Annotated in this window: 19 protein-coding genes and 1 other annotated feature; of the genes, 6 read left to right on the top strand and 13 right to left on the bottom strand. The window is 45.3% G+C overall.

Features of this window, described 5'->3' with window-relative positions; all coding sequences use genetic code 11:
- Positions 1-24: 24 nt before the first annotated feature.
- Complete coding sequence (locus ABNN70_RS09010; protein WP_353949415.1) at positions 25-999, bottom strand: YitT family protein; 975 nt, start codon at positions 997-999, stop codon at positions 25-27.
- A 404-nt stretch (positions 1,000-1,403) separates the two neighbouring features.
- On the opposite strand from ABNN70_RS09010, the gene ABNN70_RS09005 reads away from it, so the two are divergent.
- Both ABNN70_RS09005 and ABNN70_RS09000 read left to right on the top strand, forming a co-directional pair.
- On the top strand, positions 1,404-2,306 hold the full coding sequence (locus ABNN70_RS09005; RefSeq protein WP_353947599.1) for a DsbA family protein: 903 nt from the start codon (positions 1,404-1,406) through the stop codon (positions 2,304-2,306).
- Between the two features lie 46 nt (positions 2,307-2,352).
- Positions 2,353-2,520: a hypothetical protein gene (locus tag ABNN70_RS09000; RefSeq protein WP_165364300.1), complete on the top strand. Its 168-nt coding sequence runs from the start codon at positions 2,353-2,355 to the stop codon at positions 2,518-2,520.
- A gap of 51 nt (positions 2,521-2,571) precedes the next feature.
- On the opposite strand, the gene pepF is transcribed toward ABNN70_RS09000, so the two are convergent.
- From pepF to mecA, 3 genes are all read right to left on the bottom strand, one after another.
- Positions 2,572-4,386 (bottom strand): oligoendopeptidase F, encoded by a 1,815-nt coding sequence (gene pepF, locus ABNN70_RS08995; RefSeq protein WP_353947598.1) that lies wholly within the window; start codon positions 4,384-4,386, stop codon positions 2,572-2,574.
- 86 nt (positions 4,387-4,472) lie between these two features.
- Positions 4,473-5,717 (bottom strand): competence protein CoiA family protein, encoded by a 1,245-nt coding sequence (locus tag ABNN70_RS08990; RefSeq protein WP_353947597.1) that lies wholly within the window; start codon positions 5,715-5,717, stop codon positions 4,473-4,475.
- A 356-nt stretch (positions 5,718-6,073) separates the two neighbouring features.
- Complete coding sequence (gene mecA, locus ABNN70_RS08985) at positions 6,074-6,778, bottom strand: adaptor protein MecA (RefSeq protein ID WP_353947596.1); 705 nt, start codon at positions 6,776-6,778, stop codon at positions 6,074-6,076.
- Between the two features lie 286 nt (positions 6,779-7,064).
- On the opposite strand from mecA, the gene ABNN70_RS08980 reads away from it, so the two are divergent.
- Positions 7,065-7,745, top strand: a complete 681-nt coding sequence (locus ABNN70_RS08980; RefSeq protein WP_353947595.1) for a TerC family protein — start codon at positions 7,065-7,067, stop codon at positions 7,743-7,745.
- Between the two features lie 455 nt (positions 7,746-8,200).
- On the opposite strand, the gene spxA is transcribed toward ABNN70_RS08980, so the two are convergent.
- Both spxA and ABNN70_RS08970 read right to left on the bottom strand, forming a co-directional pair.
- Positions 8,201-8,596, bottom strand: coding sequence for a transcriptional regulator SpxA (spxA, locus tag ABNN70_RS08975; protein WP_353947594.1), 396 nt, complete (start codon positions 8,594-8,596; stop codon positions 8,201-8,203).
- Positions 8,597-8,864: 268 nt separating this feature from the next.
- On the bottom strand, positions 8,865-8,990 hold the full coding sequence (locus ABNN70_RS08970; RefSeq protein WP_256359835.1) for a hypothetical protein: 126 nt from the start codon (positions 8,988-8,990) through the stop codon (positions 8,865-8,867).
- A gap of 341 nt (positions 8,991-9,331) precedes the next feature.
- Here ABNN70_RS08970 and ABNN70_RS08965 point away from each other — a divergent pair, with 341 nt between their 5' ends.
- Positions 9,332-9,508, top strand: coding sequence for a hypothetical protein (locus tag ABNN70_RS08965; protein WP_353947593.1), 177 nt, complete (start codon positions 9,332-9,334; stop codon positions 9,506-9,508).
- A gap of 50 nt (positions 9,509-9,558) precedes the next feature.
- On the opposite strand, the gene ABNN70_RS08960 is transcribed toward ABNN70_RS08965, so the two are convergent.
- The 6 genes from ABNN70_RS08960 to ABNN70_RS08935 form a co-directional block, all read right to left on the bottom strand.
- On the bottom strand, positions 9,559-10,557 hold the full coding sequence (locus ABNN70_RS08960) for an oligopeptide/dipeptide ABC transporter ATP-binding protein (protein ID WP_129929691.1): 999 nt from the start codon (positions 10,555-10,557) through the stop codon (positions 9,559-9,561).
- Positions 10,557-11,576 carry an ABC transporter ATP-binding protein gene (locus tag ABNN70_RS08955; RefSeq protein WP_129929692.1) on the bottom strand — a complete coding sequence of 340 codons (1,020 nt, stop codon included), beginning with the start codon at positions 11,574-11,576 and terminating at the stop codon, positions 10,557-10,559. The genes ABNN70_RS08960 and ABNN70_RS08955 overlap by 1 nt, the downstream gene beginning before the upstream one ends.
- 17 nt (positions 11,577-11,593) lie before the next feature.
- Positions 11,594-12,601, bottom strand: coding sequence for an oligopeptide ABC transporter permease (gene opp3C, locus ABNN70_RS08950; RefSeq protein ID WP_353947592.1), 1,008 nt, complete (start codon positions 12,599-12,601; stop codon positions 11,594-11,596).
- Positions 12,598-13,530, bottom strand: a complete 933-nt coding sequence (locus ABNN70_RS08945; RefSeq protein WP_129929694.1) for an ABC transporter permease — start codon at positions 13,528-13,530, stop codon at positions 12,598-12,600. Before ABNN70_RS08945 ends, opp3C begins: the two co-directional genes overlap by 4 nt.
- A 206-nt stretch (positions 13,531-13,736) precedes the next feature.
- The gene (locus tag ABNN70_RS08940; RefSeq protein WP_353947591.1) at positions 13,737-15,419 is read right to left on the bottom strand and encodes a peptide ABC transporter substrate-binding protein; all 1,683 of its coding nucleotides are present in this window, start codon (positions 15,417-15,419) and stop codon (positions 13,737-13,739) included.
- Between the two features lie 306 nt (positions 15,420-15,725).
- Positions 15,726-17,411, bottom strand: coding sequence for a peptide ABC transporter substrate-binding protein (locus tag ABNN70_RS08935; RefSeq protein WP_353947590.1), 1,686 nt, complete (start codon positions 17,409-17,411; stop codon positions 15,726-15,728).
- Between the two features lie 240 nt (positions 17,412-17,651).
- Here ABNN70_RS08935 and ABNN70_RS08930 point away from each other — a divergent pair, with 240 nt between their 5' ends.
- Both ABNN70_RS08930 and trpS read left to right on the top strand, forming a co-directional pair.
- Complete coding sequence (locus ABNN70_RS08930; RefSeq protein ID WP_129929697.1) at positions 17,652-18,038, top strand: DUF3899 domain-containing protein; 387 nt, start codon at positions 17,652-17,654, stop codon at positions 18,036-18,038.
- A 106-nt stretch (positions 18,039-18,144) separates the two neighbouring features.
- Positions 18,145-18,402, top strand: a binding site (T-box leader).
- Positions 18,403-18,461: 59 nt separating this feature from the next.
- On the top strand, positions 18,462-19,454 hold the full coding sequence (trpS, locus tag ABNN70_RS08925) for a tryptophan--tRNA ligase (protein WP_129929698.1): 993 nt from the start codon (positions 18,462-18,464) through the stop codon (positions 19,452-19,454).
- 286 nt (positions 19,455-19,740) lie between these two features.
- On the opposite strand, the gene ABNN70_RS08920 is transcribed toward trpS, so the two are convergent.
- A complete protein-coding gene (locus ABNN70_RS08920) occupies positions 19,741-20,487 on the bottom strand; it encodes a DUF3603 family protein (protein WP_353947589.1) in 747 nt (248 codons plus the stop codon).
- Positions 20,488-20,560 lie beyond the last annotated feature (73 nt).

Below are 20,560 nucleotides of genomic sequence, written 5' to 3'. Positions count from 1 at the left end.
AGAATTGCAGAGCAGGCTATAGAATTATTTAGTCTGGAAGGGGAAAATCCGGTGAAAAGCGTGCACAGGCTCAAATGCGCCGGATTTTATCCCTTTATCCTCCCCGTGTTTCTGCGCCTGTATGGCTTTCTGCTGCTCTTCAGTATGAAAAACACCAATAATCTTATTCGTCTCAAGAATATCGGTAAAAGCCTCCGGATCTGTCCGCTTAATCAACTGCTCCATTTGATAAAGCTCATAATGACTGATGACCACCAGAATAGAGGTATTACCTGAACCTGTAAATCCGCCGTACGACGGAATAACTGTCATCCCACGGTCGAACCGGTCACGAATCGCCTGAATCACTGCATCTTTATTACGAGTCACGATGATCACGGTCAGTTTCTGATATTTTGTATGAATCAGGTCAATCACATAGCTATTTACAAACCTGGATATCAGCGTATACAGTGCATACTGCCATTCATAGACTGCGCCGGCAATGATAATAATCAGTCCGTTCAGTATCAGAAAATATTTTCCCGAAGCTGCGTTTCTGTTTTTCCTTGTCAGATAAACGGCAATAATGTCAAGCCCGCCCGTTGAAATACCAAATTTCAGTGCCAGACCGACGCCGACCGCTGAGATCATTCCGCCGAATATCGCATTAAGCAGGATATCGTCTGAAAGCGGATATACAGGTATGACGGTCAGAAAGAAAGAGGTCAGTAAAACCGTGATAAAGCTGAAAAAGGTGAAACTCTTCCCGACTTTTTTCCAGCCCAGCCATGCAACCGGCAGGTTTAACGCTAAAATCAGTAGCCCGATGGGGAGATGAATCCCGAAACCGTCCCGCATGATATCAATCATCAGCTGCGCCGCGCCGTTAATGCCCGCCGCGTAAACCTGAGCGGGAATCAGAAACAGATTCATACTCATTGCACACAAAAAAGCAGCGATCAATGATATACCTGTTTTTATCAAAAAGTCCCCAACATGATCTATCTTCAATCCCATACCTTCCTTAAGCATCTTTTAACCGGTCACCCGGGTCTCAAATTATAACACTTTTCCAGTGCCTTTCAACCCTTTTTTAAAGCTGACCGGTTAAAAAGTCCCGTGTCCTTTGTCTCTTTCTGCGATTCCGGGGTAAACTAAAAGAGCAGGGTGCACGCGGGGTCAGGAGCGAAGAAGAGGTGCCCTTTCAGTCCTCAATAGTTGCCCCGGGACATGGACTCTTGTTACAATATAGAAAGCCTGAAGATCAGTGAGCCGGACCATTCGGGTACTTTTTCCCATAAGATCAACGGCCCACAGGATTTGTCAGCAAAAATGATTTATGCAAAAAGGCAGGTAGGCTTGACTAAAGATGAATACAAACAGGATGCACGCGTTAAAAATGATTCGAGAGGTGACATCCGATGAGATTACACAAAAACCGATCATTTTGTGAAGGGTCACCCGGAAACATGACTTGTTCCAGCGGTATTCATTCAGATAAACATGTTCCATGTATAGACATTCTGGCATTTATCGATCCTCTGTGTCCCGAATGCTGGGGCCTGGAGCCGGCAATGAAAAAGTTTATTTTAGAATATCATGATTATTTTAAGTTACGTGCGGTACTGACAACGAAACATGACACGACGAATCAATATCAGTTTTCACAGGTAAAAAAAATGGCTGAATCATGGGATAAATGTGCCCGCATGACGGGTATGTGCTGTGACAGTAATGTATGGCTTGAAAACCCGCCGTCACCCTACGCTATCGCTATAGCCATTAAAGCTGCGGAATTCCAGGGTTCTACGGCTGGAAACCGTTTCCTGCGCAGAATCCGCGAGCAGGTCTTTCTTGAAAAAAAAGGATTGAACAGGTTTGAAGAACTACTGGATGTCGCCAGACTCGCTAAATTGAATGTGGAAGAGTTTTCCAATGACTTTCACTCCTGCCGTTCAATCAAGGCCCTTCAGGCGGACCGGCGACTCGCAAATGAGATGTCCATTACTGAGCTTCCTGCGCTCCTCTTTACCAATCTCTGCACTGATGATGAAGCCATTAAGATAAGCGGACAGTATGATTATGACGTTTATGTCCAGATCCTGGAAGATCTGCTCGGCGACACACCGAATCCCGCTCCACACCCGCCGCTGTCAGAGTATTTCAGGAAACAGCTCTATCTCACAACCCCGGAAGTCGCTGTTGTCTATGACTGGAGTGAGGAGAAAGCATTGAAAGAGCTGCGAAAAATGCAGCTCCTTCAGATTATTGAACCCGTCACAATTAAAAGCGGTGAATACTGGAGGTATATTACAAACGGATAAGACGTAAGCTTGTTTTAATAAAAGCATATACGTCGGAGGGATTCACATGCGCTATACTGCTGTATTCGTCCTCATCCTGATCCTCGGTTTCTGCTTTTATCACTATTTACTGGGACTTCTGCACCTTGAATCATTAATTCTGACAGGCGGTTTATTCTTTCTGTTCCTGTTTCTTTTTATCAGACTCATCACGTGGAAACAAAAGAATGAATAAGGGTTTAAAAAAAGATCCGAATAACACGGATCTTTTTTACATGTTCATGTATCATTGAAACATTAATGATTCTGTTTCATCAAGAACTTTTGCGAAGTGATCCATGGCCTGCTGAATGGGTCGGGGATCTGTCATATCTACTCCCGCTTTTTTCAAGACTTCAATCGGGTAATCAGAACTTCCCGACTTCAGATAATCCTTATACCGTGACACCGCAGGGGCGCCTTCATTCAGGATCTGACTGGAAAGCGCTGAAGCGGCACTGTATCCCGTGGCGTACTGGTATACATAGTAATTATAGTAAAAATGAGGGATTCTTGCCCACTCGAGTCCGATCTGTTTATCAACCGTGATATCTGAACCAAAATAAGTTTTATTCAGATCATAATATTGACTTGTCAGAAAATCTGCAGTTAAGGCGACCCCTTCGCGCGCTTTCTCATGAATCAAGTGTTCAAACTCCGCAAACATCGTCTGCCGGAACACGGTGGCCTTAAATCCCTCCAGCTGATGATTCAGCAGAAAGAGTTTCTTCTTTTTATCCTCCGTGTGATGGAGCAGGTAATAATTAAGCAGTGCCTCATTACATGTTGAAGCTACCTCTGCAACAAAAATCGAATAATCCGAATAAGGGTATGGCTGATTCGTCCGGGAATAATAACTGTGCATGGAGTGCCCAAGTTCATGGGCAAGCGTGAAGACACTGTTCAAATTGTCCTGCCAGTTAAGCAGAATGTAAGGCATTGTCCCGTAGCTTCCCCCTGAATAGCCTCCGCTTCTTTTATTTTGTGTTTCACGGACGTCAATCCAGCGTTTTTTAAAGCCGTCCCTGATGACATCCAGATAATCCTCGCCAAGAGGAGCAAGACCTTTCAGAACGATATCCTGAGCTTCATCGTAGGTCACTTTGATCTTCACATTCGGGACAAGCGGTGCATATAGATCGTACATATGGAGCTCATCAAGTTTCAGCGTTTTTTTCCGAAGAGCGACATAGCGGTACATCAGAGGCAGATTTTTATGGACGACAGCGATTAAATTGTCATATACCTTTTCAGGAATGTTGTTACTGAACAGGGCAGCCTCCCTTGCTGTTCTGTAGTGTCTCGCCTGAGCATAGAAATTATCTCTTTTGATCTGTCCGCTGAGTGTCGACGCGAGCGTATTTTTAAAAGACCCATACGTCTGGTAGATGCCTTCAAATGTATCTTTTCTCACCCTGCGGTTATCACTTTCCATAAACCGTCCGTATCGACCATGGGTAATTTCTGTCTCATTACCCTTTTCATCCTTAATTTTCGGGAATTTCAGATCCGCATTATTCAGCATTCCAAACGTCGTTGATGAGGCATCTGCGACATCACCGGCTGCTGCCAGTAAGGCTTCTTTTTCCGCGTCGAGAACATGCGGACGGGTGCGTGTGATTTCCTCAATGGCATGTTTATAAAGCTGCAAATCCTTATTTGTCGCGATAAATTCTTTCAGTTTTTCCGGATTAATAGCTAATATTTCCGGGACGATAAAAGCCAGACGACTTCCGGCAACCGTGGCAAGATTTCCGGCACGGTCATGGAGTGCCTGAAAGGTCGGGTTTGCAGTGTCTTCATCGTTTTTCATATGCGCGTAGACGTAAACCTTGTATAATAATTCAGTCAGTTCATCCTGCTTTTTCAACAGGGTAAACAGGTTTGCTGAAGACTGGCCGGCTTTCCCCTTATAGGACTCGACTTCCCCAATCAACTCTTTTACTTTGCTGAAAGCAGCTTCCCATGCCTCAATATTGGGATAAATAGCTTCCAGATCCCATTTTTCTTTAACGGGTACGTCCTCCCTTTTCGGGAGTTCTGTTGTACTTTGACTGGCCATGTCGGCACCTCCATTACACTTATCCTCATCAGGTATTTCTTTTATCGTACTCCATTTTTATCCAGTCCGTAAAGTGATTCACGGATTTACGGCACAGGTGAAGGATCAGGCCGTTCAGAAAGAGCTTTCAGGACGGCGGCATCTCTCTGAAGGAGCCTGTCCATATCATGCGCAACACGGACCGCTTCATCCTTCAGCTGATACGCCCCCTCCTTCTCCCTTACTGCGTTGAGAAAAACAAGCTGATTCAGATACGTTTTTATTATTGTTTTTAAAGAAATTTGCGGACATAACGGCAGTTGTCTCCTTCTGAAGAAACGCTTAACTTTTTCTCCTCCGGATCTGTGGATCAGGTATTCCGGTGTGACCCATAGCCTGCGGTTTCCGCTCATGATCAGATAGATCCACATTTGCCACAGATGGGGCGGCGAAGAGAGATGGACATAATGTTCATGTGGAATGCCGACGAAGGCCGGAAAATAAGCATAATTGCTCCTCATCTGATAAGCCAGCACACGCAATAACATTTCTGACTCCGTCGTATGTGCCGATACATGGAGTCGCTGTCTTCTTTTATAATGCACCCATTTTTCCATAAAAGAAGAAGGATGAAAAGGCAGCACCGGCCTGATCAGATGGAAAGGTCTGATCTGCTGTAAGGGCATATACATTTCCTCGGAAATAAATTGTGTTTTTGATATGGAATGAATATGCCCGGAAAAACAGAGCAGCTTTTCTGAAGGAAAATAATAGCAGACGAAATAGGATGAAACAAAGGGATGACCGTCTTGTCTGTTATAAGCCATGGTCAGTGGCTCAAAGCCCGACAGCGACAGATAACTGCCCTTTTTCTTTTTACGACAGCCGCCCATGATCCAGACCGGGCGAATGCCGAGTTGCCGGTAGCCGGCTGTTCTATCCGACAGGGTTGTTTCCGTGATGGAACTGCATTGATACTCAATCGCTTCAGGCTGAATACCCGGGAGAAAAATGTCCGGACGCTGGCGGATCTCCTTCAGATAGTATTCCAGTTCCGCCTGATGTCCATTATCCCTTGTCCACTTAAATAAATCAGATTTTCCTGTCAGATGTATCTCGGACTCCGGTTCTGACTCCACAATACACTGATCTTTCGCGTAGTGGGAAAAATGCCATTTTTTCTGCAGACCTAATTTCAGGCGTACAGGGGAACCACATACCGGGCAGCTAAAATTTTCTCGGTCACGCATCATCATTAATTCCCGGCGTGAGAGGCTGGAAGAAACAAGGGACAGCACCTGTCCATTATCCCGAAGCGCAACAAGCATAGCCTCACTCTTTCCACTGATCATTATCAGGTGTTCTGTTCAATAGCAACGACTGGCTCGAAATGGCACAGATTCGTGAAATAAGACTGCAGACCGGAGACGGGCGGGACTTGCGGAGAACGGGGGGCAGCTCGAGCGGATCCGTATGACTGAACAGAAACATCCTGATCATAAAAAATTCGACAGGAAGTCTTTTCGATCCTGCCGAATGGCCTGACTGTTTATGAAAATTTATTCCGCATGAATGGGCAATATCCCCTCAGGGTCATGAGGGTAAACGAACTTGCCCGGGTGGGGGGAGAACTGTCCGCGGCGGCCCGATGGGTTCAGCGAACAATCAGAGGGAGATGAAGAAGACCCGCACTGTTTGAAGTTTCACTTTATTTTAATAAGGGAAAATGTTTTTTTATCACCTGGAGTGCAGATTGACTGATCAGTTTTTTACCATACTCCTCAAGCATGGCTGTCGTCAGGTTACTCTCAAGTCCATATTCCAGAATCCGGCTCAGATCATCATCCTGCTCTTCTTCCGGAAGCTGATCAGAAAATGTTACATTCAGAAAGTACTTTCCCTGATAAACATAGAGATCCATCTCTGTCTCCGGATGGGGTTTAAAAGCATGACTGAGTGAAATCATATCTTCAAATTCTTTAAAGTTAAATACAAACGACAGATCTTCCGAATCATCTTCTGAAAGATGTTCTTTACCCTCACCGTTCACCGGTATATTTTCCTGTCTGGCAGCAGAATGCTTATCTGTCAGCTGATCGAGTTTTTCAGTCTGATCTTTTTCATGGTTGTTGCCGGCAGGCTCAGGCAGTTGAGGAGTGAGTCCTTTTTTCATAATCTGCGCGCGGGTCACAATGATCTCCATGCCCTTCTCTAATGCCTGTACCTGTATCCACAGAGGTCCCTCGAGAGAAAAAGATTCCTGACTGTGTGCCTCATCCATCATTTGCCAGAACAGTTCTTCACTTCTTTCCCTGTTATACCAGATTTCCTCACGATCAAATCCGCGATCTTCAATATCCAGATAGCTGATATAAAATTTCAGGGTATTTTCATTAATTCTTTCTATTTTCATCGCTATCTCTCCCTTCTCAATTCAATGGCATGGGGAGTGACTATCTTCAATGAGACAACTTCCTTCTTGTACTTTCATTGTATGATAAATCAGTAACGATTGAAATAGAAAACACATGGTCTGATGCATTTTCCACATTTGCCCGAAAAGTGCTGCACATGCTTCATCCTATTTCCCTTCTCAGTGAAATATGTCATCAGATATATGCGTGCCATATGACGCCACGGGCATGATCAGGGACAAGTGTGCATAGGCTGGAATGAATGGAAGAAAGGAGTATTGATTCATGCCCTTTGAGCCTGACGTTCTGCTGTTTATTATGAAGATCATCTTCATTGATATCATACTCGGCGGTGATAATGCGATCGTGATTGCACTCGCCTGCCGGAAACTCCCTGAGAAGCAGCGCAATAAAGCCATTCTTATCGGAACCGGTCTTGCTGTCCTCGTTCGAATCAGCCTGACGGCAATCATTGTTTCATTACTTAGCATTCCTTACCTTCTGTTTATCGGTGGTATCTTTCTGATTATGATTGCTTTCCGCCTGATCACAAGCAAAGAAGAAAAACATCATATTACAGCCGGACCCTCCCTCTTCGGAGCCGTACGTACGATTGTCATCGCTGATGTCGTTATGGGGCTTGATAATATGCTGGCTATTGCCGGGGCAGCCAGAGGCCATATTGGCTATATTGCCATCGGATTAATCATTTCGGTTCCAATTATTATCTGGGGCAGTAAGCTTATTCTGACCGCAATGGAGAAACTCCCGATCCTGATATACGGCGGCGGTGCCGTCCTGGTTTATACAGCATCAGAAATGATACTCAGCGAACCCAAACTCGAACACGTGGTTGCGCTCTTACCTCATGCAGCACATCTTCTTCCGGTCATTCTGATTTTGCTTGTCATCTTTTGTGGCTGGATGTTCAATAGAAAATCTACCGGTTTCACGACTGGAAGATGATGACGTAAAAATAGCTCAGTTAAACCCGTCCGTTTTTTTTTGGCTCCAGGTACCCGCTGCTCTCAAGAATGTGAGCCTCCCCGCCCGATATCCTCGCTGCCGGATTTCCGGATCCCGCGGAAGTTTTGCCCCTTCCGCTCAATTCCAAAAGGGCAAAATAGAGCCCTAAAGATAAAGTGAAATTTCATTCAGTGAAGGTTTTTTCGGGCGCACAGGACGTGCTCGTGCAGGCGTTACGGCAGGACGCCCTCGTTTTTTTTCTGCGCCCATCCCTTACTGATTGTTCGCTGAACCTACCGGACTGCAGCGGGAGTGATCCCCCACCCAGGCCTGTTCGTTTTTCTTTATGACCCTGAGGTGGACCTGCCCGTTCATGCGGGATAAATAAACAGGGCAACCATTCAATTAGAGTGGTTGCCCTGTTTATGACCCTGATCTGTATGAAGACAATAGAATCAGTTGACGAGACGCTGCGCTTCATGTAACTGGAATGTACGTACCTTACGCGGCAGGAAGCGGCGAATTTCGTCATCATTGTAACCGACCTGGAGTCGTTTATCATCAAGCATAATCGGGCGACGCAGTAATCCCGGATTATCTCTGATCAACTCAAACAGGTCCTGAATAGACATAGTATCAAGGTTTATGTTCAATTCCTGGAATGCTTTCGAACGCGTTGAAATAATCTCATCTGTTCCATCTTCGGTCATTCGAAGTATTTCCTTAATTTCTTCAATCGATAGAGGTTCGGAAAAAATATTCCTCTCCTTGAATGGGATGTCGTGGGCTTTCAACCATGCTTTTGCTTTTCTGCACGATGTGCAGCTTGGAGATGTATATAGTATAACCATATCTATTTTACCCTCCTTTAAATATGGATGATCCTTTTCCCTGGGTATTTTTATTATATAATAATTCTTCTAAATTTCCTACCCTTTTTTTTGCTAAAATAAAAAAATCGTTCGCCATGACCAAACATAACAGACCGTTATTCGACATTATCCGACATCTCACTGTTTACTGCACGAGAAAAGGACTTCTAATAAAGAAGTCCTTTTCTCGTGTCAATTGTCAATCTCCAGTTTATTTTAATTGTTATCCCAATCAATAGTCAGTGGTTCATGCCGGCAGTTTCAGGTTTGCTGACGGAGTGTCCTGAGTCTTCGGACGCAATTGTCCCAGGGTTTCTTTCAACCACTTTCGAATTGAATTTTTGCGCCTGCGCCTGACATTTTTCTGCTTCACTTCATATCGCCTCCTTTAACGAGTCAATAGTTAAAAACATTGTTTCTCTTTATGCTTCATTTGTCAACCCGGTTCTTTTTTTCGATGGAAAGGGGTAATCTCAAGAAGCAATGAATATTCTCAACCTGTGTCTATTTTGTTACATTGTCTCAGATTCTTCAGTCACATCAGCCAAAAAGGATCCCTTATGAAAAACTGACTGATCAGCCCTGGTCTATATGAATCTGCACCTATGATGCCAGATCACCAGACGGATGACCAAACTTGTCCGGATCCACGTCTATCTCTATAATAATGTACGAATAAGAACAAAAAATTATTCATAACAGGGGAACATAAACATGAGAATTGTATGGATCAGGATACTCACTCTGGCCAGCGCCATGATCATGTCCGTACTAATGATCCTGAATCAGGTAACGGGACAAATCAGTGACTGGCTTATCGGGTCAGTTCTTTTTCTGACGATTGGTTTATTTATCGTCCTGCAGCTGGTCAAAGCGAAGGCGAAAAAATAAGGACACAGAGAAGTCATTTCAAATGCTCTCTGTGTCCTTACTCTGTTTTCTTAATTTGCCGCCTTATCTTTCACTTCTTCATCATGAAGATGACAGGCAACCCAGTGTCCCTTTTCAACTTCATGCCATCTGGGTTTAACCTTCGCACAGATGTCCATGGCAAATGGGCAGCGTGTCCGGAACCGGCAGCCGCTCGGCGGATCAATTGGGCTCGGCACATCTCCCTGAAGGATAATCCGTTCCCGCGAACGTTCCACTTCAGGATCAGCTACAGGAATAGCTGAGAGAAGTGACTGTGTATAAGGATGAAGCGGATGATTGTACACTTCATCACTGGTCGCCAGCTCTGCCATATTCCCGAGATACATGACGCCTACACGATCGCTGATATGCTTTACCATTGAAAGGTCATGGGCAATAAACAGGAAGGTCAGCCCATGTTTCTCCTGCAATTCCTGAAGCAGGTTCACGACCTGTGCCTGAATAGAAACATCAAGTGCTGAGATCGGTTCGTCTGCGATAACAAAATCAGGATCTACCGCGAGTGCCCGTGCAATGCCTATTCGCTGCCGCTGCCCTCCACTGAATTCGTTCGGGAAACGGTTGGCATGCTCCTTATTCAGGCCAACTGTTTCAAGCATTTCATAAACCTTATCCAGCCTTTCTCGATTTGAATTCACCATATGATGAATATCGAGTCCTTCAGCAATAAGATCTTTAACCATCATTCTTGGATTCAGCGAGGCATACGGATCCTGGAAAATCATCTGCATTCTTCTTGTCAGCTGATGTCTCGTATTGCGGGAGATCTTCCCACTGATATCTTTTCCATCAAAGATGATTTTACCGCCTGTTGGTTCATATAAGCGAATAATCGTACGTCCTGTTGTGGATTTACCACACCCGGACTCGCCAACCAGTCCCAGCGTTTCACCTTTATAGATATCAAAAGTGACATCATCGACTGCTTTCAGGACTTCTTTATGGCCGACTTTAAAGTATTTTTTCAGATCTTTTACTTCAAGAAGCTTTTCATTCTTTTCCACCATTACGCTTTCCCTCCTACACCGATCGACTGAGGCGGATCGACTTTCGGTGCACGATCATCCAGCAGCCAGCAGGCTGTCTTTTGTGTTGCTGACAACTCGGTATAATCCGGCATGTGATCGGTGCACACTTTCATCGCATACGGACATCTCGGAGCAAAAGGGCAGCCTTTTGGAGGATCACTGAGATCAGGCGGAGAGCCGGGGATTGCTGTCAGTTTATCTGTTTTTGCATGCAGTTTTGGCATGGACGACAACAGCCCCCATGTATACGGATGTTTCGGTTTATAAAAAATTTCATCCAGTGTGCCTGTTTCAACTATTTTACCGCCATACATGACAGCCACACGTTGAGCCAGATTTGCGACAACGCCCAGATCATGTGTAATCAAAATGATGGCTGTGCCGGTCTTCTGCTGCAGATCACGCATCAGATCGAGAATCTGAGCCTGAATAGTGACATCCAGTGCCGTTGTTGGTTCATCTGCAATCAATATTTGCGGATTGCACGCCAGAGCAATGGCAATGACCACGCGCTGTCTCATCCCTCCTGAAAACTGATGTGGATAATTATCCACACGGCTTTCAGGTTTTGGGATGCCAACCAGTTTAAGTAACTCAACGGTTCTGGTGCGTGCCTCCTGTCTGGACATATTCTGATGTTTGATCAGACTCTCCATGATCTGCTTTCCGACTTTCATGGTTGGGTTCAGGGCAGTCATCGGATCCTGAAAGATCATCGATATTTCTTTACCTCTGACCCGTTGCATCTGTTTTTTTGAGTATTTTGCCAGATCATGGCCATTATATATAATTTCTCCGGACGTAATTTCACCAGGGGGATTTGGAATTAATCCCATAATGGCTTTTGATGTCACTGATTTGCCCGATCCGGACTCACCGACGATAGCGAGTGTCTCTCCCTTATCCAGATGAAAGCTGACATCGCGAACAGCCTGTACCGTGGCATTAAATAGATTAAAATGAACTGTCAGATTTTTGAGTTCCAGTAAATGATCCATCTTTTCACCCCCCGATTTTAGTTTCTCAGCTTCGGATCGAATGCGTCACGAATCCCGTTACCCATGATGTTAAAGCAGATCATCAGCAAAGAAATGATAACACCCGGAAAGAATGTCTGATAAGGGTGCAGCTGCAGCACTTCATACCCGGTATTGATCAGAGTACCCAGTGAAGCGCCCGGCTGACGGATGCCGAGGCCGATAAAGCTGAGAAAAGCCTCAAAGAAAATAGCGCTTGGAATGGAGAACATTGTGTTCACGATAATCATACCCATCGAATTGGGTATCAGGTGACGTAAAATAATTCGCCCATGACTCGCTCCAAGTGTTCTGGACGCCAGTGCAAATTCCTGATTCTTCAGCTTAAGCATTTCTCCCCGGACGATTCGGGACATAGAAACCCAGCTTGTGGCAAGAATAGAGACAGTAATCGCAAATAATCCCGGCTGCATGATCAGAATAAGTAAAATGATCCACACAAGATTTGGAATACCTGAAATAATCTCGACGATTCGCTGCATGATCGTATCGGTTGCTCCGCCAAAATATCCGGAGATGCCCCCATAAGTGACACCAATGAACAGATCAACCAGTGCCGCAACAAGAGCGATAAAAAGAGAGATTTGCGTTCCCTTCCAGGTTCTTGTCCATAAGTCACGGCCAAGAGAATCTGTGCCAAACCAGAAATCTGTCTTTATGTTTTTTTCCTGATAGACGTCTACGCCCTGTTCTTTACCATCAAACAGCGGAATCCATGACAGTGCAGTAATCTTAGCCGGCAGGTTGACACGCTCCAGATCCTGATCATCAATATCGTAATTATTGAAGTGTGGTCCGATAAGTGCCATCACAACGAGGGCAATAAGGATAATCAGTGAAATGACCGCACCTTTATTCTGGAGGAAACGCCGGAGCCCATCCCTTGTCGTACTGATGCTTTCGCCGGTAATCTGTTCACTGACTGAATGATCAATTTCAGCCGGGACAAACATTTCTTTGGTCACTTCTGTGTTCGTTGCACTCATGATGACTGACCTCCCGAAATCCGAATTCTCGGATCGATAATTCCATAGAGAATATCAACAACAAGAATGGCAACAATAAACAGAGCAGCGAAGAGTTCTGTTGTTCCCATAATCATTGGATAATCATTGGTGACTATCGCTTCAACAAACTGGGAACCGATCCCGGGTATCGTAAAAATATTTTCGATAACCAGTGACCCGGTGACAATTGCTGCAGTCATCGGACCTATCACTGTAACGACCGGAATCAGCGCGTTACGAATCGCATGCTTAAAGATGATTGCTGATGTCGTCAATCCCTTGGCTTCCGCTGTTACTATGTAATCCTGATTCAGCACTTCAACCATTTCATTGCGCATGAACTGAGCAATAAGGGCTACCACACCGATGGCCAGAGAGGTCACAGGCAACACATGAGACATAGGTGTATCCCATCCTGCTACCGGAAACCATTGAACGAACACTGAAAGGCCATACTGCAGGATAGCGGCGAAAATAAATGATGGAATGGAAATACCAATCATAGATAGTGTCATTGTTCCCCAGTCAAGAAATCTCGCCCGGTAAAGTCCGGCGATAATGCCGAACAGAATACCGAGAATGGTTCCAACAACCATAGCTTCCAGGCCAAGCTGGAAAGAAACCGGAAATCTTTGTATCAAAAATTCTGTCACCGGCTGCATCCCGTATTGAAACGATCCGCCAAGATCACCGTGGATAAAATTCCACAAGTAATGCACGTATTGAACAGCAACCGGCTGATCCAGCCCATAATAATGCTTCAGCTGACCCAGCTGTTCCGGCGACAGTCGGTTGGCAAATTTAAAGGGTGTACCGGGCATCATTTTCATCGACAGAAACGTCAGTGTCAGAACAACATAAAAGCTGATAAACATATAGAGAATCCGCTTCATGATATATCGAAACACGATTTAACCTCCCCATACATTAAATATCTATTATCTATTCTTTCATTCCTTATTGTCAAGTGATAAAGTGGGTAAGGTCTGATTCAAATAGAGCAGATTGAACTTGTCAACTCTGATTAATGGAAAGGAGAGTATACGCCAGGATTGACATATACTCCCCTCTCATCAATTTTCAAATCAACCAGCATGAAAAGACTTGCTATTAATTAATGTTCCAGAATATAAGCTCTGGAGAAGTCAATTTCCGGTCCATAGCTTGGGTAGTTAAGACCTTTCAGATACGGTTTTTCTGCCCAAGTATGTCCTGACTGATACAGAGGAGCAATTGGATAATCAGCCATCATGATTTTTTCCGCCTGCTTCATTGTATCCCAGCGTTTTGCAACATCAGCAGTACCTGTCGAAGCGGACTTGATCAGACTGTCGAATTTCTTGTTTGACCAGCCTGTTGTGTTCTGGGGCTGACCTGTCGTCCACATATCGAGGTAGGTCATTGGATCCTGATAATCCGGGAACCAGCCGCTGAATGCGAGATCAAACTGGAATTTCTGGTTCAGATCAAGATAGTTAGCCCATGGCTGTGCATTGATCTTAACTGTTACACCAGGAAGATTTTTCTTTAACTGGTTAGCTACATACTGATTCAGCTGTTGTGTTGAACTGCTGTCCTGGCTGAGGAAGTTCAGTTCCAGTTTGGAAATACCAAGTTCCTTTTTCGCTTTATTCCAGTATTCCTTGGCAGCAGCCGCATCACCGGCCGGGTAGCCATCCGGTGTGTCCGCGCGGAAGTCTTTGCCATCCGGGCCTTTAACAAATCCGGCCGGTACGACGGAGTTGGATGCTACAGAACCGTTATTCAGGATTGTTTTAACAAGTCCGTCACGGTCAATCGCTGCATTGATTGCTTTACGTAAATTTAGATTCTTCAAATTTTTATTGGTTTTCTGGTTGATGTACAGGAAGAAAGTACCCGATTCAACCGCACTCTTTACTTCTTTAGGATTTGATTTCTTGAAGGCGTCAACATATTCGGAAGATAATCCGACTTCATCGATTTTACCTGTCTTATAAAGGTTAATTGCTGTAGATGTTTCCTTGACTACCTTGAAATTAACGGTATCAAGCTTCGTTTTTGCTTTATTCCAGTAATCACCGTTCTTTTTGTACGTCCAGCCGCTGCCTTTCTTCCAGCTGTCAAGAACAAACGGACCGTTGTACAGGAGGCTGTCAGCAGTCTGAGCATATTTTTTACCCTGTGCTTTGACAAAGTCTTCCCGCTGCGGCATGAACTGTGCCTGTGAAAGGATACTGTAGAAGAACGGAGGTGCCGGCTGTTCAAGTGTCACCTGCAGCGTTTTATCATCCAGAGCTTTAACACCGAGATTCTGGAACTTACCATACATCGGGTCGTCCGGGTTCTGAATCTTTGCTGCATTTTTAACACCAACCGAGGCAAAGAGGAAATTATAAGCAGGCTTCGCAGCCGGATCATTCTGACGCTGCCAGCCGTAAACGAAGTCCTGAGCTGTTACCGGTTTGCCGTCCGACCAGTTCTGATCGCGAAGTTTGAACGTGTACACCTTCTTGTCCGCGCTCACTTCAGGTTCACCCTGCGCCATATCCCACTCAAATTTGTTATTGTGCATTCTGGTCAGACCGGCCATCGTCATCTGAACAACATTGTTCGATGTCGTGTCAGTAACCTGTGTTGGATCAAGTGTCGGAATATCCGCTGTGATGGCGAAATTCAACGTCTGATCTTTGGCCAGCTTATTGCTGCTTTTGCCGTTGTTGTTGCTGCTGCTGCCGGAACCGCCGCAGACTGCAAGCACCAGGCTGAGTGCCAGTACAAAAGACAGCACCAGTGACCATTTTGCTTTAGCCTTCATAAAGCAATGACCTCCCCATTATTATGATTATCTTTTTTTCGGCGAATTTTCTTTCAATTCAGAAGACAAATTCAACCTACAAGTGCTATTATACAAGTTCTTTCTTTCTTTTGCATCTGTTTTTTTATTAATTTGATTTGTCAATTTTCCTGGACTCGCGAAAAAAGGCGTTGTCATGCCTTTTTTCCACTATTCATTTTCTTATTTCGTGTCACTTATTCTATCATATATCTAAGATATGAGGGGAGATGTACCGATCCGGTACTCCCCTTTCTCCTGTCCGGAGCAGATGCTCTTAGAGATAGATCAGTGTTCAAGCAGATAAGCCTGAGCAAAGTCGGTTTCAGCCCCATAGCTTGGGAATGAAAGACCCTTAACGTACGGCTTCTGTGCCCATGTATGTCCTTCCTGATAAAGAGGGGCAATCGGGTAATCTGCCATCATTGTTTTTTCGGCCTGAATCATCTCATTCCAGCGTTTGCTGTAATCAGCTGTGCCTTCAGAAGCAGTTTTGACGAGATTATCAAATTTCTTATTTGACCATCCTGTCGTGCTCATTGGCTGATCAGTCGTCCACATATCAAGGAACGTCATCGGGTCCTGATAGTCCGGGAACCAGCCGCCGAACTGAATATCAAACTTAAATTCATCGGTAAGCTTGAGATAATTTGCGAATGGCTGTGAATTGATTGTTACGGTCACACCAGGCAGATTTTTCTTAATCTGATTGGCTACATACTGATTCAACTGCTGAGTATTGCTGCCATCCTGGCTGAGGAAATTCAGGTGCAGCTTCGATATACCAAGTTCCTCTTTAGCTTTATTCCAGTAATCTTTTGCAGCAGCTGCATCGCCGGCAGGAAAACCATCAGGCGAAGCGGCACGGAAGTCTTTTCCATCCGGACCGGTGACAAAATGAGCCGGAACAACGTAATTAGATGCAACAGAACCGTTATTCAGGATTGTTTTAACCAGTCCTTCACGGTCAATAGCTGCACCAATCGCTTTACGCAGATTGATATTCTTCAGATTTTTGTTTGTTTTCTGATTGAACCGGAGGAACCATGTCGGTGAAGAAACCGCACTCTGTACTTCTTTCGGATTCGATTTCTTGAAGGAATCAACATATTCAGCAGTCAGGCCGACTTCGTCGATCTTGTTCGTTTTGTAAAGGTTAATTGCTGTGGATGTTTCCTTGACTACCCGGAAATTAACGGTATTCAGTTTTGTTTTTGCTTTATTCCAGTAGTCCCCGTTCTTTTTGTACGTCCAGCCGCTGCCCTTCTTCCAGCTGTCAAGAACAAACGGACCGTTATAAAGCACATTTTCAGCACTCTGTGCGTATTTCTTACCCTGCGCCTTGATAAAATCAGCACGCTGAGGCATAAACTGTGCTTGTGAAAGCAGACTGTAGAAGAAAGGCGGGGCAGGACGTTCCAAGGTAACCTGCAGTGTCTTGTCGTCCAGAGCTTTGACACCGAGATTCTGGAACTTGCCATACATCGGATCGTCCGGATTCTGTATTTTTGCTGCATTCAGGATACCGACCGAGGCAAACAGGAAATTGTAGGCAGGTTTTGCTGCCGGATCATTCTGGCGCTGCCAGCCGTAAACGAAATCCTGGGCTGTGACAGGTTTGCCGTCCGACCAGTTCTGGTCACGAAGCTTAAAGGTATAAACCTTCTTGTCCGCACTGATTTCCGGTTCACCGGTGGCCAGATCCCATTCGTACTTATTGTTATGCATCCTTGTCAGTCCTGCCATGGTCATGGCTACCACATTGTTGGATACCGTATCGGTAACCTGTGTCGGATCAAGTGTCGGAATATCCGCACCTATGGCCAGATTCAGTGTCTGATCCTTGGCCAGTTTGTTGCTGCTTTTGCTCTTGTCACTGCTGCTGCTGCCGGAGCCGCCGCAGGCTGCAAGCACCAGGCTGATTGCCAGCACAAAAGACAGCACGAGTGACCATTTAGCTTTCGCTCTCTTCAAAGCATTGACCTCCCCTAAAAATTGTATTCTATTTAAGATGAACTATCATTCTAACAATTCAGAAGTCAAATTCATCTTTAAATGCTATTTTAATCTTTCTTTAACGATTTTGCATGTATTTTTTTAAAATTTTTATGACTATTGTGCATGATACGGTAAAAAAATGATACAGGAATGCGAAAATCTGGTATTTGTTGTCCGGTTGCACGTGGTCTTGTATGATAGATGTGAGGTGGTTACATGAGGTCCTGCTCACTAAAACCGGGAGCGCTTTATCTGTCGATGGCTGTCATCGAGCCCGTCCTGACGGTTATCATTCAGTTTGTTTATGAACATCCCTTTTCCGTACACGCCCTGACCGATGCGCTGGGGACGATCAGTCTGCTGGCATTCAATGTGGGTTTAATCATTTTTATTATTCAGGGCGGCTTCTTTGACGGGATGATCTACAGTTTTAAAAGGTTCTCCCGCTCTGTCCGGAAAAGCCGTCTTGGAGATCAGGATACGGAGCCCCCTCTTTCGCAATATAAAATACGGGACGGAAAGCGCACCGGAATCACCTGGCCGCTGATTATTATCAGTGCCTTCTATTTCCTGCTGAGCCTGGCTGTGGCCTTATTTTTATAATCCGATTTTTCAAAAATCAAAGAAGCTATATGGGTTTTTCACCTGTTTTCAGACGCAGCGTTTGATTTAGAGGAAAAAATCATTTATACTATGTCTCAATAAAAGACGACATGCGATGAAAAAGAGGAGTACACGGCGCCGTCCACCAGAGAGTCCGGGAGCTGAGATCCGGGCGGAACCAGCGTCGTGGAATGGACTTTTGAGCTTCAACCCGAACACCAGTCTTCAGCCGGATGGATAGTAGGTATTGACGTACCCGTACGTTACAGCGGAGTCGGATCTGTTTTTCAATATGGATCCGAAACGAGAGGTTTTCTGAAAACAGGAAACTATTAGGGTGGCACCACGGTCTATCGTCCCTTGCGGATGACAGACCTTTTTTATTTACTCTGTATTTATACACCAATCAGGAAGGTGAATATTTTGTCGAAAATTTTTTCCGGTGTACAACCAACATCGATTCCTCATCTTGGCAACTATCTGGGCGCTATGAAAAATTTTGTGTCCCTTCAGGAAGGAAATGAGTGTATTTACTGTATTGTGGATGAGCATGCCATCACGTTGCCGCAGGACCCTGCGGAAATTCAGCGGAATATACGCAATCTGGCAGCATTGTATCTGGCTATGGGCATTGATCCGGAGCGATCGATCCTGTTCATTCAGTCCGAAGTCCCCTGCCATGCCCAGCTGGGCTGGATCATGCAGTGTACCAGCTACATGGGAGAACTGGAACGGATGACGCAGTTCAAAGACAAATCGAAGGGAAAGAAGGCCGTTCCCGCCGGTCTGCTCACCTACCCGCCGCTGATGGCCGCAGATATTCTGCTCTACCAGACAGAACTCGTTCCTGTCGGTGCCGATCAGAAACAGCATCTGGAGTTGACGCGTGATCTTGCCGAACGCTTTAATAACAGGTACGGGAAAGTATTTACACTGCCGGAACCGTACATCCCGCCTGTCGGGGCACGTATTATGTCTCTTGCCGAGCCTGAGAAAAAGATGAGTAAATCCGATAAAAACCGTAAAGCAACTATTTTCACGCTGGACAGTGAGCAAGATATCATCAAGAAAATCAAGAGCGCGATTACCGATGATGAAGCGGAAATCAGATATGATCGTGAACATAAGCCGGGGATCTCAAATCTGCTTGACATCTTCTCCCTGTCATCCGGGCGATCCATCGAGGAGCTCGTTAAAGCATACAACGGAAAGGGATATGGAACATTCAAGATGGATGTGGCAGAATCGGTTGCCGGATTATTAAAACCAATACGTGAACGTTATCAAAATTTAATTGAGTCGTCCGAACTGGACGAAGTGCTGGATGCCGGCGCCGAAAAAGCATACGATATAGCCAGAAAAACGCTGAAAAATGCAGAGAAAGCCCTGGGAATCGGCCGGAGCAGCAGGCTGTAAGTAAGCGCCCCGTTTCTGATCCTTTTTCCCTGCAAAAATACCATTTTTTAGTACAGGCGAAGTTTACGTTTCCCTGCTAACGTTAACACTGGGCGGAAGGCGGACGCTGCGGGATAGTGGCGGGGTCAGCCCGCGCGACAAGAGTTCCATCCGGGGAAGCTCACGGTCCCCCCGCGGAAAACGGGCATCCGGGAGCGAGAAACAACAGACAGGTTTAACAGAGACAAAAGATCAAAAGCCCGATGCGGATCGATGCATCGGGCTTTTGATCTTCTCGTCTTTATCGTTACTGGACCTTTGGGCCCTGTTCCAGTTCCCAGAGTTTCTCGAAGTAGGACTGCCCTTTAATCATCCGTTCACAGATCGCGCTGTGTTTTTTCGACCAGCCGATCTTCATAGCGGAAACCAGAGCTCCCCATGCTTCTTCAAAACTCATATGACGGCTTTCTGCATAATGAGTGGGATACCATTCTGTGTACCAGTAACGGATCTCCTCAAGGCTTCCTGCTGTACGCAACTGGTCAAGCGCCATAAAAAGCAGCTGCTTCATATGACGTTCTCTGCGTGTCAGTCCAATCATAAACCTGGGATCCAGAGAAAGAAGATGATACGCCCTTTCATGCCCGGGAAGCAAGATTGGAAAACTTTCCGGCTTCATTTTTTCCACCTTTTCCAGAACAATATTCTCCTGCCTCGGAATCAGCCGGCTTTTACGTACCGGAATTCTGTAACCCAGAGTATCGGCAGCAATAGCCCGCTGCCCATCTGTTGCAACAAAACAATATTCAATAACTTCTCTCTGGTTATTTTTGCAGATAACACTTTTGTTTCTGATGAGTTTCAGCAAGTCTTCCGGCAGGTCCTGCAGATCATTTTCAATATAGTCGAACAGCGAGGATTCAACTTTCACGAGCGGGACCTGATCGAGCAGTTCGATAAAGTCATGCTTGCGCCATTCATAAAATTCACAGACATTATAACTGTTCTCTTCCCCTTCAAACCAGTTCACCCAGATATCGCTTATGATCTCCATGAACGCTTCGTCCCCTCTTTATTGATTTGCAAACATTATGGTCAAGGATTGGAAAATTTATTCTCAAAAGCCA

Source organism: Sporolactobacillus sp. Y61 (assembly GCF_040529185.1).
Lineage (GTDB): Bacteria > Bacillota > Bacilli > Bacillales > Sporolactobacillaceae > Sporolactobacillus.
The sequence above is the reverse complement of the archived record's forward strand: the minus strand, read 5'-3'. Positions and strand labels throughout refer to the sequence as shown.